15 protein-coding genes and 1 pseudogene are annotated in these 14,976 nt (G+C 42.1%); 7 read left to right on the forward strand and 9 right to left on the reverse strand.

The window, feature by feature from the left end:
- Positions 1-58: 58 nt before the first annotated feature.
- Together PE36_RS01995 and PE36_RS02000 are read left to right on the forward strand one after the other, a co-directional pair.
- Positions 59-415, forward strand: a complete 357-nt coding sequence (locus PE36_RS01995; RefSeq protein WP_006030268.1) for a cupredoxin domain-containing protein — start codon at positions 59-61, stop codon at positions 413-415.
- A gap of 51 nt (positions 416-466) precedes the next feature.
- Positions 467-853 carry a hypothetical protein gene (locus PE36_RS02000; RefSeq protein WP_006030269.1) on the forward strand — a complete coding sequence of 129 codons (387 nt, stop codon included), beginning with the start codon at positions 467-469 and terminating at the stop codon, positions 851-853.
- Positions 854-884: 31 nt separating this feature from the next.
- Here PE36_RS02000 and galM read toward each other — a convergent pair whose 3' ends face one another.
- Genes galM through galE form a run of 4 tightly spaced genes read right to left on the reverse strand, consistent with a single transcriptional unit; the run spans position 885 to position 5,347 of the window.
- A complete protein-coding gene (gene galM, locus PE36_RS02005; protein ID WP_083797964.1) occupies positions 885-2,030 on the reverse strand; it encodes a galactose-1-epimerase in 1,146 nt (381 codons plus the stop codon).
- A 45-nt stretch (positions 2,031-2,075) separates the two neighbouring features.
- Complete coding sequence (galK, locus tag PE36_RS02010) at positions 2,076-3,236, reverse strand: galactokinase (RefSeq protein ID WP_043993650.1); 1,161 nt, start codon at positions 3,234-3,236, stop codon at positions 2,076-2,078.
- A gap of 46 nt (positions 3,237-3,282) precedes the next feature.
- Positions 3,283-4,332, reverse strand: coding sequence for a UDP-glucose--hexose-1-phosphate uridylyltransferase (locus PE36_RS02015; protein WP_006030272.1), 1,050 nt, complete (start codon positions 4,330-4,332; stop codon positions 3,283-3,285).
- A 4-nt stretch (positions 4,333-4,336) separates the two neighbouring features.
- Positions 4,337-5,347, reverse strand: a complete 1,011-nt coding sequence (gene galE / locus PE36_RS02020; RefSeq protein WP_006030273.1) for a UDP-glucose 4-epimerase GalE — start codon at positions 5,345-5,347, stop codon at positions 4,337-4,339.
- Between the two features lie 138 nt (positions 5,348-5,485).
- On the opposite strand from galE, the pseudogene PE36_RS24950 reads away from it, so the two are divergent.
- Positions 5,486-5,895, forward strand: a pseudogene (locus tag PE36_RS24950) (DDE-type integrase/transposase/recombinase); the annotation flags it as partial.
- Between the two features lie 122 nt (positions 5,896-6,017).
- Here PE36_RS24950 and aroC read toward each other — a convergent pair.
- Positions 6,018-7,106 carry a chorismate synthase gene (gene aroC / locus PE36_RS02025; protein ID WP_006030274.1) on the reverse strand — a complete coding sequence of 363 codons (1,089 nt, stop codon included), beginning with the start codon at positions 7,104-7,106 and terminating at the stop codon, positions 6,018-6,020.
- A gap of 442 nt (positions 7,107-7,548) precedes the next feature.
- Here aroC and PE36_RS02030 point away from each other — a divergent pair, with 442 nt between their 5' ends.
- Positions 7,549-8,106: a hypothetical protein gene (locus PE36_RS02030; RefSeq protein WP_232286512.1), complete on the forward strand. Its 558-nt coding sequence runs from the start codon at positions 7,549-7,551 to the stop codon at positions 8,104-8,106.
- Positions 8,107-8,212: 106 nt separating this feature from the next.
- Here the strand turns inward: PE36_RS02030 and prmB are convergent, their stop codons facing one another.
- The gene (gene prmB / locus PE36_RS02035; protein WP_006030276.1) at positions 8,213-9,142 is read right to left on the reverse strand and encodes a 50S ribosomal protein L3 N(5)-glutamine methyltransferase; all 930 of its coding nucleotides are present in this window, start codon (positions 9,140-9,142) and stop codon (positions 8,213-8,215) included.
- A 76-nt stretch (positions 9,143-9,218) separates the two neighbouring features.
- Here prmB and smrB point away from each other — a divergent pair, with 76 nt between their 5' ends.
- Positions 9,219-9,845: an endonuclease SmrB gene (smrB, locus tag PE36_RS02040; RefSeq protein ID WP_006030277.1), complete on the forward strand. Its 627-nt coding sequence runs from the start codon at positions 9,219-9,221 to the stop codon at positions 9,843-9,845.
- Positions 9,846-9,909: 64 nt separating this feature from the next.
- The gene (locus tag PE36_RS02045; protein ID WP_006030278.1) at positions 9,910-10,176 is read left to right on the forward strand and encodes a hypothetical protein; all 267 of its coding nucleotides are present in this window, start codon (positions 9,910-9,912) and stop codon (positions 10,174-10,176) included.
- A 105-nt stretch (positions 10,177-10,281) separates the two neighbouring features.
- Here PE36_RS02045 and PE36_RS02050 read toward each other — a convergent pair whose 3' ends face one another.
- On the reverse strand, positions 10,282-10,479 hold the full coding sequence (locus tag PE36_RS02050; RefSeq protein ID WP_006030279.1) for a DUF1107 family protein: 198 nt from the start codon (positions 10,477-10,479) through the stop codon (positions 10,282-10,284).
- Between the two features lie 157 nt (positions 10,480-10,636).
- Positions 10,637-11,149, reverse strand: a complete 513-nt coding sequence (gene sixA, locus PE36_RS02055; RefSeq protein ID WP_232286513.1) for a phosphohistidine phosphatase SixA — start codon at positions 11,147-11,149, stop codon at positions 10,637-10,639.
- A gap of 287 nt (positions 11,150-11,436) precedes the next feature.
- Between sixA and PE36_RS02060 the strand changes: the two genes are divergently transcribed.
- Positions 11,437-14,241 carry an insulinase family protein gene (locus PE36_RS02060; protein WP_043993651.1) on the forward strand — a complete coding sequence of 935 codons (2,805 nt, stop codon included), beginning with the start codon at positions 11,437-11,439 and terminating at the stop codon, positions 14,239-14,241.
- A 96-nt stretch (positions 14,242-14,337) separates the two neighbouring features.
- On the opposite strand, the gene PE36_RS02065 is transcribed toward PE36_RS02060, so the two are convergent.
- The gene (locus PE36_RS02065) at positions 14,338-14,949 is read right to left on the reverse strand and encodes a LysE family translocator (protein WP_006030282.1); all 612 of its coding nucleotides are present in this window, start codon (positions 14,947-14,949) and stop codon (positions 14,338-14,340) included.
- Positions 14,950-14,976 lie beyond the last annotated feature (27 nt).

The following is a 14,976-nucleotide window of genomic DNA, read 5'->3' on the forward strand; positions in this document are numbered from 1 at the left end:
TAACACGCTATTTTAACAAGATAAATGAACAATATAATTTAACAATAGAGAGTTTATTATGATACTCATCAATATTTTAGGTTTAGGGTTAATTGCATTCATTGTTTGGTGGTTTTGGATTTACAAGCCCTCAGATGCAACAGAGCTAACCGCAGAAAATAAAACCATTGTCGTTGATAGTGGTATTTATCAACCCGCGAGGATCAAGGTTCCATCGGGTAAAAATACGACAATTGAGTTTTTACGAAAAGATGGCAGTCCATGTGCAACAACCGTTATATTTCCTGACTTTGAAATAAGCAGAGAACTGCCGCTTAATAAAAGTTTAACTATCGAGTTACCAGCAATGGAGCCAGGTGAATATGCCTTTCATTGCCCGATGAAAATGTACTCAGGTACTTTAATAGTCAGTTAAACCGAATATACAGCGACAACAATTCGTTAATATCAATATAAGGATAATTCGATGAATAACCTAACACACAGAGCGGGTGTCAAAGAAGCTAACCTAGTCATTCGCAATCTGCGTTTAAATAATGTGAGTGCAGCCAATCGCCATGCGCTGCTCGATGAGATCGAGCATCTCTTTGGCATTGATGATGTATCATATAATGATGAAGAAAATAAAATATATCTAGCCTACGATGCCAGTAATCTTTGCCTCGATGGTATTGAAGACATAATCCAAAAACATGGGGCTGAGATTCACGACGATTGGTGGACGCATACCAAAGAAAATTACTACAAGTTTATTGATAAAAATATAAAGGACAATGCCGAGCACATCCCCGTGTGTTGTCACAAACCGCCATTAGCTAGGCCTATAAATAAGCGCACACAATCACATAAATAAACATAGGAGCGACTTGTCAGTAACACACCACCTACACGCTAAACTGATAACAAGTTTGATGCTGGTAGGTTTCTTCTGGTTGCAGGATCGTACTTGGATGATCCCATTGCGGATTATTCACCGCGTCAGGCAAAAACTGAGTTTCAAGCGCAATACCAGCATGATCTTGATACTCGCCGCCATGACGATTAGGCGTGTTCGCTAACCAGTTTCCGGTATACAACTGCAAGGCAGGTTTCGTGGTAAACACACCTAACGTCAGTAAATTATCTGGCGACGTTAACCTTGCAGCCAAGTCCCCATCTAAACATGCTTTATTTAAAATAAACGCATGGTCATAACCTTTAGCAGCTTGTTGATGACTATCTTGCATAAAATCTTGCTCAATGACTTTAGCGGCAGTGAAGTCAAAACTACTGTCTTTTACCGGCAGCCAATCGCCCGTCGGGATCCCAACATCATCAATCGGTAAAAAGGCATCACTATTCACTGTTAATGTATGCCCTAAAGCAAGTTGACGATTGTCTATTCTTAATAAATGATTGTCAGCGCCCAACAAATTAAAATAAGCATGATTGGTCAAGTTAATCGGTGTCGCTTGGGTCGTAGTGGCATAATAACTGATCACCACTTCATTATTATCGGTAAGCTGATATTTGACTTTAACTGTTAGCTCACCCGGAAAGCCTTGATCGCCATGCGGTGAAACAAGTTCAAATTCAACACTATTTCGGTCTTGGCTAATGCTTTGGTTGTCTTGACTCGGGCTTTGTTTGTTTTCACAGTTTGCATCACTATGTTCAATCACTGCCCAACGGCGTTTATCAAAGCCAGTCGTACCACCATGCAAGGTATTACCAGCTTGGTTAATATCGACTTGGTAATCAACACCAGCAATGGAAAACTGTCCTTTGGCAATACGATTAGCAACGCGCCCGACTGTCACCCCCATATAACTTTGCTGCTGTTGAAAGTCTGGCATATTACGTTGACCCAGCAATACTTCACGTAGTTCGCCATCTACAGGCACTTTGCAGCTTAACCATGCAGCACCAATGTCCATCAGTACGATAGTCATGCCGTTGTTATTCTTCAGTTCGAACAACTGAGCTGGGCGGCCATCAAAAGCCGCCTCGGCCGTCATACTGTCGAACAAGTTAGCTTGCTCATTCATCATCATGCCTTATTATCCTGATCTATAGTCGTGATCTATAGTCATGCCCTAAAGTGTTGCCACTAAGCCAGCGCCATTCTTTGCTTGGCACACATAGATAGATTCTTTCAAACCAGTAGCAGGTTCATACAGTTCTTCAACCGCACAGCGAACCGAATCAACTAATGCAGGTGGTACTAACGCAACAATACAACCGCCAAAACCACCGCCCGTCATACGCACACCACCAGCAATGCCGACAACGTCTTTGACGATGTTGACTAAGGTATCAACTTCCTTTACCGTGATCTCAAAATCATCACGCATTGACGCATGCGATTCAGCCATCAGTTCTGCCATGCGCTGCATGTCACCCGACGCCAATACGCTTGCCGCTTCAACAGTACGATCATTCTCGGTGATCACATGGCGAGCACGTTTCGCTACCATTTCATCAAGTTCATGTTCCTTGGCCTTGAATGTTTCGATAGACACATCGCGTAACGCTTTCACCCCAAAAACACGGGCTGCTTCTTCACATTGTTCGCGACGGGTATTGTATTCAGAATCAACCAAGCCACGTTTTTTATTCGAGTTAATGATCACCACAGACATGTTTTCTGGCATTGATACCGCGGTCGTTTCAAGGCTACGGCAATCAAGTAACATGGCATGATTTTCATTACCTTCTGCCGACACCATTTGATCCATGATGCCGCAGTTGCAACCGACAAATTCGTTTTCAGCTTGCTGACCATTTAACGCCACTTCAGCTTGGCTGATATCCAAATTATATAGCTCTTTAAACGTTTGACCGATAACCACTTCAAGGGCCGCAGATGAACTTAACCCTGCGCCTTGTGGCACATTACCACTCACTGCAATGTCTGCCCCTTTAAATTCAAAACCACGTTCCAGCAAGTACTTCACTACACCACGTATATAATTCGCCCACATTTTATTATCTTGAAATGTAATGGCCTGGGTAATATCAAACTCATCGGTTTCATTACCGTAATCTACCGCAATCACACGGACAATATTGTCATCACGCGTTGCCGCGGCCACCACGGTCTGATAGTTGATAGCACAAGGCAATACAAAACCATCGTTATAATCGGTGTGTTCGCCAATCAGGTTCACCCGACCTGGCGCCTGCACAATATGAGTCGGTGCGTAATTAAGTACTGAATTAAATGCATCTGTTACGTTTTTAATTAAATTGGTCATCGGTGCCTTCCACATTTTGTCGGGATTCTAATTATTGATCTTGCTCTTACACTTGTTCTTTATAGTGTACGTCGCTGACATCACGCAATTTTTGCGCGGCTTGCTCGGCGGTTAAGTCACGCTGGCTTTCGGCTAACATTTCATAACCCACCATGAATTTACGGACCGAGGCAGAACGCAATAATGGCGGATAGAACAATGCATGTAATTGCCAATGCTCAATATCAGTGCCTTCCTCAAAGAATGGCGCGTAATGCCAACCCATTGAATAAGGGAATGAACATTTAAACAGATTGTCATAACGGCAAGTGAGTTTCTTAATCGCTAGCGCCAAATCATCTCGTTGCTCACTCGTTAATTCACTCATACGACGAATGTGTGTTTTCGGCAGTAACATGGTTTCAAACGGCCACGCCGCCCAATACGGAACAACAGCAAGCCAATGTTCCGTTTCAACGACAGTACGTTCACCGTCTTTTAATTCCGACTCAACGTAATCGACCAATAAGTTCGAACTGTGCTCTTGTTGATAGGCTTTAAGCAGTTTTTCTTTACGCTCAATTTCATTAGGTAAAAAGCTATTCGCCCATACCTGGCCATGCGGATGCGGTTGCGAACAGCCCATCGCGGCGCCTTTATTCTCGAACGCTTGCACCCAGAGATAATCTTTGCCTAATTCTTCAATTTGTTCATCCCAGGTATCAATCACCCCGCGAATCTGGTCTACGGGTAGCTCTGGCAATGTTTTACTGTGATCCGGTGAAAAACAGATCACACGGCTTAGTCCACGCACACTTTCAGTCTTAAACAACGGGTTGGTTGATTTTGGCGCTTCCGGTGAATCAGGCATTAGCGCAGCAAAGTCATTACTAAACACATGTGTACCGTCATAGTTTGGATTTTCATCACCGGAAATACGCTTGTTGGTCGGACATAAGAAACATGCTTTTTCATACGTTGATAACACAGCCGTATCCGGTTCTTCATCTTGACCACTCCACGGACGTTTCGCACGGTGTGGTGATACCAAGATCCACTGCCCCGTTAATGGGTTATAACGACGATGCGGATGATCAATTGGGTTAAACGTAGACATAAGCTTAATATCCTTGTGGATTGGTTGACTGCCAGCGCCATGTGTCGGCACTCATTTCCATTACATTACGGCTGGCTTTCCAACCAAGTTCTCTTTCAGCTTTTTCAGTATTGGCCCAGCATTCGGCAATATCACCAGCGCGGCGTGGACATAATTGATAAGGGATAGGCTGACCAGACGCTTGTGCAAAAGCCTCGACCATTTCTAATACACTTGAACCTTTACCTGTGCCTAGATTATAAATATGTAGGCCTGCTTTTTGGCCTACCGCTGTTAACGCGGCAATGTGACCATCGGCTAAATCCATCACGTGGATATAATCTCGAACCCCGGTACCATCAGGTGTTGGGTAATCATTGCCAAATACAGACAGAGAATCACGACGGCCAACCGCAACTTGCGCAATAAACGGCATTAAATTATTTGGTATACCTTGTGGATCTTCACCCATGGTGCCAGACGGATGGGCGCCAACCGGATTGAAGTAACGCAGTAAAGTAATGCTCCAATCATTTTCCGCAGCAAACAGATCAGAAAAACATTCCTCAACCATATATTTACTGCGACCATACGGGTTGGTCGTCGCGCCAGTCGGTGAATCTTCGGTAATTGGCACAACGTCTGGGTCGCCATAAACCGTCGCCGAAGAACTGAACACCATGCTTTTCACATTGGCTTTACGCATTGCACGGGCTAGCACTAATGAACCATTTACATTGTTATCATAATATTCCAGTGGTTTTTTCACTGACTCACCGACGGCTTTTAAACCGGCAAAGTGGATAACCGATGAAATAGCATGCTCACTAAAAATGCGCCCCAGACATTCTTCATCACGCACATCGCCTTGATAAAAAACCGGTCGTACATTCGTTAATGCTTCAATACGATCAAGCACAGCCAATTTACTGTTATCTAAATTATCGATAATAATTGGCTCAATACCTGCTTCAATCATCTGCACGCACGTATGGCTGCCAATGTAGCCCATTCCACCTGTTACCAATACTTTCACAATTCATTCTCCCGCAATTTATCAACACCAAATACGTGAATCTATAAGCTATTCGTACACCCTACGCCTCAAATGTAAACGTTTCCACAAAAACTATCATTCAAGAGTAAACATTTTACTAAAATATCGAAAGTAGCACCAAACCGACTAAATAAGCAGTTCGATGTTGAAACCGTTAATCAAGTTTGGTGTAACGATGTCACTTACTGTATAGGCTGGAAATCAATGGATGTACTTAGTTGTGAAAATGGATTGTTTACTCGAAAAATTGTGAGTTGGGCATGCTCAGATAGCCCAAATACCGATTTAACGTGTGCGGCGTTACGAAAACCGAGGGCGACCAAAAAATGTTCTCTTTCATTTGGACCAAGGCTGTCATTACACGAGTATTCAATTCAGACAAGCGTTGTGGAAATACCAAATAACACAAAGTATTAGCCGATGTGGAAATTGTTTGGACTGCGCCAATGGAACGATTTGTTATAAGCTTCAAAACAGAGTGGATGCCGAAGGAATGCTACAACACCTTTGCAGAAGCTGAGCGAGATACGCTCAAACAAACAAAAAAATACCCATCAACCTAAGCTGATGGGTAATTGATAATAAAGTTGTAGCTCCTCCCCCCTATTTTCGACAATAAAAAGTCAAGGGCGAGGTTGGGAGGGGGTCACTACATATTTGGTGTGTCTGTTACTACATGTAGGTTTTGCGCACGGTGTCTTAGTAAGTGGTCCATTAGCGTGATCGCAAGTTGTGCTTCAGCGATTGGCACTGCGCGGATACCGACGCATGGATCGTGACGACCTTTGGTAACCACTTCAATGGCGTTACCAAACTTATCAATTGATTTACCTGGAATGGTAATACTTGATGTCGGCTTCATGGCAATATGCGCAATGATGTCTTGGCCACTTGAGATGCCACCCAGTACGCCACCAGCATGATTAGAAAGGAAACCATCTTCTGGTGTCATTTCATCACGGTGCTCGCTGCCAAGCTGTTCTACAACGCCAAAACCGTCACCAATTTCAACACCTTTCACAGCATTGATGCTCATTAATGAATGAGCGATGTCAGCGTCTAAACGATCGAATACCGGCTCACCTAAACCAACAGGAACACCTTGGGCAACCACTGTTACCTTAGCGCCCACTGAATTACCTGATTTTTTCAATCCACGCATATATTCATCAAGCGCTTCTAATTTGCTTGGATCAGGAAAAAAGAATGGGTTTTTCTCAACTTGATCCCATTGCAGTGCTTCTGCTTTGATTGGGCCCAGTTGTGATAAATAACCGCGAATGACAATACCGTGTTGTTCTTTCAAGTATTTCTTCGCAATTGCACCAGCCGCTACACGCATTGCCGTTTCACGCGCCGATGAACGACCGCCGCCACGGTAATCGCGATGACCAAACTTCTGATGATAAGTATAATCAGCGTGACCTGGGCGGAAGGTATCTTTAATATTGGAATAATCTTGTGAACGTTGATCGGTATTTTTGATCATCAGACCAATTGAAGTACCTGTGGTTTTACCTTCAAAAATACCAGAAAGTATCTGAACTTCGTCAGCTTCACGTCGTTGAGTAGTATAGCGAGAGGTGCCAGGCTTACGGCGGTCGAGATCAAACTGAAGGTCTTCAACTGAAATTTCTAGTCCTGGAGGGCAGCCATCAATAATACACCCAAGTGCTGGTCCGTGGCTTTCTCCAAATGTGGAGATCTTAAATAATTGCCCAATACTATTCCCTGCCATAACAGCGTTTCCTTTATATAATGCCTACTAATACCTTCGAGAATACAAGACCCAAGGCTTAGCGACAATAGCAAATCGCTAAAAAAATTAAGGCTGAGCAAATTAGCTTATATTCAGTAAAAAACAACCAGCAAGCTATACTCTCAGTTAAAAACCTATCGAATCAGTCAACAAGATATCATCCGCCTAAAGATAAAAAACTAAGTGCAGCATTTAACGTTGCATACCAAGAAACGTACAGCGTGATCACCTTGTAAAGTGTAAGTGATGTGCTATTGTTTTTATTACGTCCTTACATCTAAACACATCAACATAAAATCACTCACCTTTCATTACGATACAAATTAATTCAGAAACGATGCACAGCATCGAAGTACTTTTCATGTGCCAATTATCGCAACTGCGATTTTTTCACTGTCAGTATTTCTACGAAAGGGCCCTTATGATGAACATAAAAATCGTAATTTTAACTGTTATGTCTATTTTCTTAGGCACGGTATCAGCGGCAGAGAGTATTGGTGGGAAGACCTTGGTTTGGAACTTAGTTGGCTCTGGGCCGATGTATGAAAGAATGGTTCCAGATATTGACGGCGACGGGGCCGACGATCCTGCTATCTGTTTTGATGTCGACTTACTCAATGCAAAAAATGGCCAACAGATCGGGACGGCTACTGATTGCCTATCTAACATTACGGACGTCGGTGCCGGCAAAGCCTTAGTTGGCACAACTTATTTTAATTTACCACAAGGGACCCTAGTCACGAGAGGCAGTACCACGGTGCAGCCTGTGACACAAGGTATTACCACTGCAAGTGGGCAATTAATAACGCATGTCACTGGCGCTGCAGGTACCGATAACGCTATCTTAGGAGGAACAAAAAGATTTAAGAACAGCACCGGGACGGTACGTTTGTCTGGCATGGTTGATATGTCGCAATTTTTTGGCGCTTTAGGTGAGCCAATTGCATTTGATTGTTTATTTGTGATCATACTCGATTGATCACACTATTTTCTGATGTTATAACAATAAAAAAAGAGCAACCACTTTAGGCTGCTCTTCACTTTAATTACACAGTAATTTTATTACAGCATTATTATTCGCAAGGCTATTTGAACGGTGCAAATAGTTCCATTGAATCTAAGATCTGCTCTTTGCTGATCACGAAGATACCGTGGCCGCCATTTTGCATTTCTAACCATGTAAATGGTACTTCTGGGAATTTCTCTTGCATGTGAACCATGCTGTTACCAATCTCAACAAACAGTAAACCGCCGTCGTTTAGCATATCCGGTGCTTGTGCTAGCATTTTTAACGTTAGTTCTAGTCCATCGAAACCAGACTGTAAACCGATCTCTGGTTCGTGTTTGAACTCATCAGGCAAGTTATCAATGTCTTCTTGATCAACATAAGGCGGGTTCGATACGATCATGTCGTAGCGTAAGCCTTCAAGGTTCGAGAACAAGTCAGATTGAATTGGTGTTACTTGATTCTCAACACCGTGTTCTTGAATATTGATCTCGGCAACTTCAATCGCACCATGTTCAATATCAACCGCATCGATTTCAGAATCCGGGAATGCATGAGACAGTGCAATGGCAATACAACCGCTGCCTGTACACATATCAAGGATACGCATTGGCTCGTTTGTTAACCAAGGTTGGAAACCATTCATGATCAGTTCTGCAAACGGTGAGCGAGGCACTAATACACGTTCATCAATAAAGAACTCTAACCCAGCAAACCAAGCTTTATTAGTCAGGTATGCCGCAGGGATACGTTCGTTCACGCGGCGAACGATTAACTCAACCAATGTTTGGCGTTCAGAAGTAAGCAGTCTCGCATGACGAATTTGAGGGTCAATATCCAATGGCAGGTGTAATGTCGGTAAGATTAACTGTACAGCTTCATCCCACGCATTATCAGTACCGTGACCATAAAAAATACCAGCATCGTTAAAACGGCTAACCGCCCAACGGATAATATCTTGTATTGTAATTAACTCTTTGACTGCTTCGTCAATAAAAATCCTGTCCACAATTGACTCCAATTTTGGTAAAGTAACAAAATGTTTAATCAACTGAGCTTAGCAGTTGAATTTGGGTAACTACATTATGTTTAATAAACAAATGAAAAAAAAGATGTTGCTGCAAATAGATGTAGCAAAAGAACAGGCACAAGCGGCGCAAGTGAAAGTATCGCAAGCAGCGTTGAAACCAGATGAACACGCTCTTTTCTCTGATAGTATGAAAGGTATAAAACCTTTGGCACAGGATACCATACGCAAAACAAAAATCAGGGCAAATAAACCGAAAACGCAAGCAAATGATTCAATCCGACAAGAATCAGCGCAACGTGAACATTTTTTCTCCGATCAATTTGAACCACATATTGCTGACGAAGGCCCAACTCGCTATATACGAGATGGCGTTTCACCTTATGAGTTGAAGAAATTGCGTCGTGGTGATTACGAGCCTGAGCTGCTGTTAGACTTACATGGTTTAAGCCAAGAAACAGCCAAGGTAGAAATATCAGCATTAATCGCAGAATGCCGTAAACAGCATATTCGCTGCTGTAACATCATGCATGGTCATGGTAAAAATATTCTTAAACGCCAATTACCAATGTGGTTAGCCCAGCATCCTGATATTGAAGCATTTCATCAAGCAACCAAGACCTGGGGTGGCAGTGCAGCCATATCCATCTTGATTGAGCTGACAACGAAAGAAGACTTCTGTTAATTGTCTGCCACGTGTTGGCAGCATTTATTGATGATTATCGCGAAGGTAATAAAGGTATACAAGTATGGTGACTGATAAACAAGATCAGTGGTTTGCAGAACTAGAAAAAGAAAACAATGAGCGTCTGGTACAACTTGAACAAGCAATGCAGACCAAGGATAAATTGCACCGAATCAAAACTGAGAAGGTAAGGAAAAAGGCGGCATCAGCTGCAGATTTCAACGAGAAACATCCAAGGCTAAGCTTTCTAAAACGTTACAATGTCATCATCATGATGCTGCTTTTTCTGCTCATTACGGTGGCATTTAATGTGTCTATGTTTATCGGTTAACATCAACGTTTTTATCGTTTAGTACCGAGCTGTTTATAGTTCAGTACCAAACGACAGGCACAAAAAAAGGTTAGTGCATAACACTAACCTTTCAAGCTCAGTCTGTTAAACCGCAAATCGTTTAATTTCACGATTCACTTCCGAGATACGCATTTTAACATTGTTACCTGCGTTGCTCGGCATGATTAACATACCTTGCTGGAACTCTAATAATCCCAAACCTGTGACATAGAGGGTTCCACGAAAAAAACTCTTTACATATTTTGCAATACGGAACGAGTTAAACTGTTTAAAACTACGCATTAGCACTCCTTTATACGCTTATATAAGTACCATCCAAGTACCCAAACAGAGGCGGCATAATATACTAACAAAACATCAATGCAAAGCTATTTAACACTACAATAACCGTTGTGCAAAGTATAAGCACCATTCATAATATGCATTATTAAACAACATACTAACTTATACTGTGAGATGTCTCTAACCACTTCAGTTGGCAATCATTTTCATTTAATTCTAAACAAGCAATCGCTGACGTTGCGAAAGCAGGCATGTGTTTACCATTTGTTAATGCAGCAGTGAGGTAACTCACTACAGGTAAATGCGAAACTAACAATATGGTTTCATAGTTATATTCTGCGACTAGTGCGCGAATATAATCAGCAATAAATTCGGCATCACCATAAGGGGTGATGTCTTCACATACTTGGACTTTGTTTACGGTGAAAAAGTTCCCGATAACTTGCCAAGTTTGTGCAGCTCGTACATATGGGCTATGTAATACACAATCTAACGTCGGTTCAATTGCACTTAACCAACTAGCCATATCAGCGGATTGTTGTCGTCCTGTGCCCGTTAATTCACGTTCAGCATCACTGTTGGCATACAGTCCTGCTTGACCGTGTCGCATAATATAAATCTTCATACCACCACGCATATTATCTATTGAATACTGTATAGATATTAACACAGCGCCTTAAAACGATTGCATGGTAGCGCAACTTGATGACAAAAATATTAAAAATCACGTTTAGCTTATGTTTTTAAACATTGTTTTCAAAAAATACTTACTTACTGCTATTTTCGCGCCATACTGAACTTATATTATGAGTAAGCGGTATCGCCATCGCGCGGTATCAATTTTATTCAGTAAGATTAAACCTCAGCATTCATTACTGCATTTTAAATTGGCCATTCTTTGAAGCCGATCTAATTTAAACTCTTTTTCTGATGCAGTCATCACATGGAGCATTCACCTTGATAACTAGCCCTAATGATTACAAACAATATCGTCACATCACGCTCCCTAATGGTTTAGTTGTATTACTGATCCAAGATGATCAATGTAAAAAGTCAGCCGCATCCATGTCCGTTGCCGTTGGTCATTTTGATGATCCCTTGCAGCATGAAGGGCTTGCGCACTTACTCGAACATATGTTATTTCTGGGGACTGAAAAACACCCAAAACCCGGCGAATACCAGTCGTTTATTTCCATGCATGGTGGCAGTAACAACGCTTGGACCGGCACCGAATATACCAACTATTATTTTGATATTAACAATCGCTATTTCCATAACGCCCTAGACCGTTTCGCTCAATTTTTTATCGCGCCAAGCTTTAATGCGGATTTGTTAGAACGCGAACGTCACGCTGTTGATTCTGAATATAAACTAAAGCTTAAAGATGATGTACGTCGCTTCTACCAAGCACACAAAGAAACCGTTAATCCAACCCACCCTTTTAGTAAATTCTCGGTGGGTAACCTCACGACATTAGCCGACACCGAAAGCTACACTTTGCGTGATGAATTGTTACGATTTTATGAGCAACATTACTGCGCATCCTTAATGAAGTTAGTGATCCAATCCGAACTGACACTCGATAAGCAAGAACACATGCTTAGGGAAATGTTCTCGACTGTGCCTAATCGCGGGATCAATGCAGTTCCTTTAGCAACCCCGCTATATACAACAGCGCAATTACAACAAGCTATTTGGGTGGAATCGCTCAGCGGCCATAAAAAATTATACATCTGCTTCCCGCTAGGCGATATCGTACCCTACTACCAAATTAAACCACTGAGTTACATTAGCCAGCTAATCGGTGATGAAACCGATGGCAGTTTACTGTCATTACTGAAACGTAAAGGCTGGGTAACCGCGTTATCAGCAGGCAGTGGTCAAAGCGGCGCTAACTTTAAAGATTATAATGTCATTGTCGGTTTAACCAGTGATGGTTTTAACCATATCACCGAGATTGTTGAGTTTTGCCTGCAATATATCAAACTGATCACCGAGCAAGGTTTACAGGCGTGGCGCTATGACGAGAAGAAAAATTTCTTGGAACAAGCTTTTCGCTACCAAGAAAAAATATCCGCCGTTAAAAATGTGTCACACCTATCACAAAACTTGCATATCTATCAGCCTGAGCATGTGATTTACGGCGATTATATGATGACTGGGTTTGATATTGAGGCGTGTCGTTTCTTCTTGCAGCAGCTTAACCCGACAAATATGCGCTTGATGATATCAGCACCAAACTTAGAGACCGATAAAAAGGCCGCTTGGTATGATACCCCTTATCGCGTTGATGCATTTACACCTAGCCAGCAACAACGCTGGGCGAATGTAGAGATTGATGACCGCCTAGCGCTACCAATTAAAAACCTATTCATGAGCTCGACTTTAGAAGCCCTTGCGCTTGATAAAGCCAATCTCACTGAACAACCCCGTTTAATTGATGAGAGTGAAGGGTTTAAAACTTGGTTTATGCAAGAACATGAGTTCCACCTGCCAAAAGGTAATATCTTCATTTCAATTGATAGTGAATACGCCATTGCCAATACCCATAATATAGCCATGACCCGATTAGCGGTTGAGCTATTGATGGAGCAATTAAATAGCCTGACTTATCAAGCCGAAATTGCCGGTATTAATTACCATATCTACGCCCATCAAGGCGGATTTACCTTACACCTTGCCGGGTTTGCGCAGAAACAGTTCGAGTTATTAAAACTGATCATTGGTCATCGTCACTTACAAACCGTTGATAATGAGACCTTCTCGAGTATTCGTAACCAGTTACTTATTTCGTGGGAAAACCAGAAACAAGCGAAACCAATCAATCGCTTGTTTTCAGAGTTAACCTCACTGCTGCAACCGAATAATCCGTCAAGTGAGCGTCTTGCTAAAGCCTTGGTGGGTATTAAGCAGGAACAATTACCGCAGTATCTGGAAAAAATATATCAAAACATCAGTGTGGAAATATTGATACACGGTGACTGGCATCAATCTCAAGCGTTAGAGATAGGTCAATACGTCAAAGATAAACTGCATCCAATTAGCACGCCAGGTAAAGAGACAATACGTAAGTTGGTGGATATCCAGGATACTGGTTCTTTGGTACACGAAGTGGCTGTTGAACATAACGATTCGGCGCTGATTGTGTACTACCAAGCACCGAAAATATCACCCAAAGAATTGGCCTATTACAGCTTGGCAAATCATGTTATGTCATCGAAATTTTTCTATGAACTGCGCACCCAGCAACAATTGGGTTATGTCGTCGGGACCGGTAACATCCCGCTTAATCGTCATGCAGGATTGATGTTGTACGTACAATCACCCCATACGCAACCAACAAAACTGCTCAATGCGATCAATGATTTTATTGATTTCTTCCCGTTCGGGATGATCTCCTTTACCGAGCAGCAATGGCAATCCAGTAAGCAGGGATTAGTGTCTAAATTACGCGAACCTGACGCTAATATAAACGGTAAAAGTAAACGTCTGTGGCATGCTATTGGCATTAAAGATAAAGACTTTAACAAGTCCGATAAAATTGCCGAAGAATTGGAAAAAATTGAACGTGTCGACCTGATTCGCTTCATGGTGGAGTTAAAGTCTCGCACCTCAGACCGCTTGATAATGGCGACAATTAACCAAGGTAATAAACATGACGATGAAGATGACTACGAAGAACGTCATGTAGAAAAGTTTGAAGGTACCTATATTGCTGATGTACAAGCCTTCCAGCAGCAAAGTAATATCTTTGAGCTGTAGCGCTAAACAGAACTAACATAACAAGCACAAAAAAGGCGCTGTCGGTTACTCACCCACAGCGCCTTTCTTTTTAAGCTTGATCGGTTCTAAATAGCGTTAGCTACTTAAACCAATGAAGCCACCTAACGTAATTAACAGACCACCTGTGGCTTTATTGATCTTATCTTGATAGCGATTAAGCATTTGTTTTAACGAGCCACGATTAAGCAATATGATGAAACATGACCACAGTACCGCGGTTTCTAAGAAGATGGACAAGCTGATTAATAACTTATCTGATGTTGGTGTTTCCGGTGCAATCACCTGACTGAATACTGCCACCATGAACATCAAGATCTTAGGGTTTAATAAATTACACAGCAGACCGTCTAAATAAGCTTTCCCAGGACTAAAAACTAATGAACTCGTATCAACCGCTATTTCGCTTTTCCCTGCACGCAATGATTTAATACCAATATAAATAAGGTAACCGGCACCGAACCAACGCACCACGTTGAACAACATAGGGTTGCTCGAAATAAGAAACGATATACCGAATAAACCTAACATAATGTGCACAGCCAAACCACTAATGATACCGCCAACACAGTACCAAGCAGCGCGTTTCGCACTTAGGCTACCGTATTTTAAGACCAACATCATGTCAGGCCCAGGGCTGAGCATGCCAAAAAAGTTAATAATTAATAATGACACTATTATTTCGTACATGTTGATCACCACTCCATTGCGTTGAGG

It is taken from the genome of Moritella sp. PE36, assembly GCF_000170855.1.
In the GTDB taxonomy this organism is placed as follows: domain Bacteria; phylum Pseudomonadota; class Gammaproteobacteria; order Enterobacterales; family Moritellaceae; genus Moritella.

Bases quoted from the DNA above. Each gene is read 5' to 3' on its own strand.
- PE36_RS02000 (WP_006030269.1), top strand. From the start codon at position 467: ATGAATAACCTAACACACAGAGCGGGTGTCAAAGAAGCTAACCTAGTC.
- galK (WP_043993650.1), bottom strand. From the start codon at position 3,236: ATGACCAATTTAATTAAAAACGTAACAGATGCATTTAATTCAGTACTT.
- aroC (WP_006030274.1), bottom strand. From the start codon at position 7,106: ATGGCAGGGAATAGTATTGGGCAATTATTTAAGATCTCCACATTTGGA.
- PE36_RS02030 (WP_232286512.1), top strand. From the start codon at position 7,549: ATGATGAACATAAAAATCGTAATTTTAACTGTTATGTCTATTTTCTTA.
- galM (WP_083797964.1), bottom strand. From the start codon at position 2,030: ATGATGAATGAGCAAGCTAACTTGTTCGACAGTATGACGGCCGAGGCG.
- PE36_RS02045 (WP_006030278.1), top strand. From the start codon at position 9,910: ATGGTGACTGATAAACAAGATCAGTGGTTTGCAGAACTAGAAAAAGAA.
- smrB (WP_006030277.1), top strand. From the start codon at position 9,219: ATGTTTAATAAACAAATGAAAAAAAAGATGTTGCTGCAAATAGATGTA.
- PE36_RS02015 (WP_006030272.1), bottom strand. From the start codon at position 4,332: ATGTCTACGTTTAACCCAATTGATCATCCGCATCGTCGTTATAACCCA.
- PE36_RS02050 (WP_006030279.1), bottom strand. From the start codon at position 10,479: ATGCGTAGTTTTAAACAGTTTAACTCGTTCCGTATTGCAAAATATGTA.
- PE36_RS02065 (WP_006030282.1), bottom strand. From the start codon at position 14,949: ATGTACGAAATAATAGTGTCATTATTAATTATTAACTTTTTTGGCATG.
- PE36_RS01995 (WP_006030268.1), top strand. From the start codon at position 59: ATGATACTCATCAATATTTTAGGTTTAGGGTTAATTGCATTCATTGTT.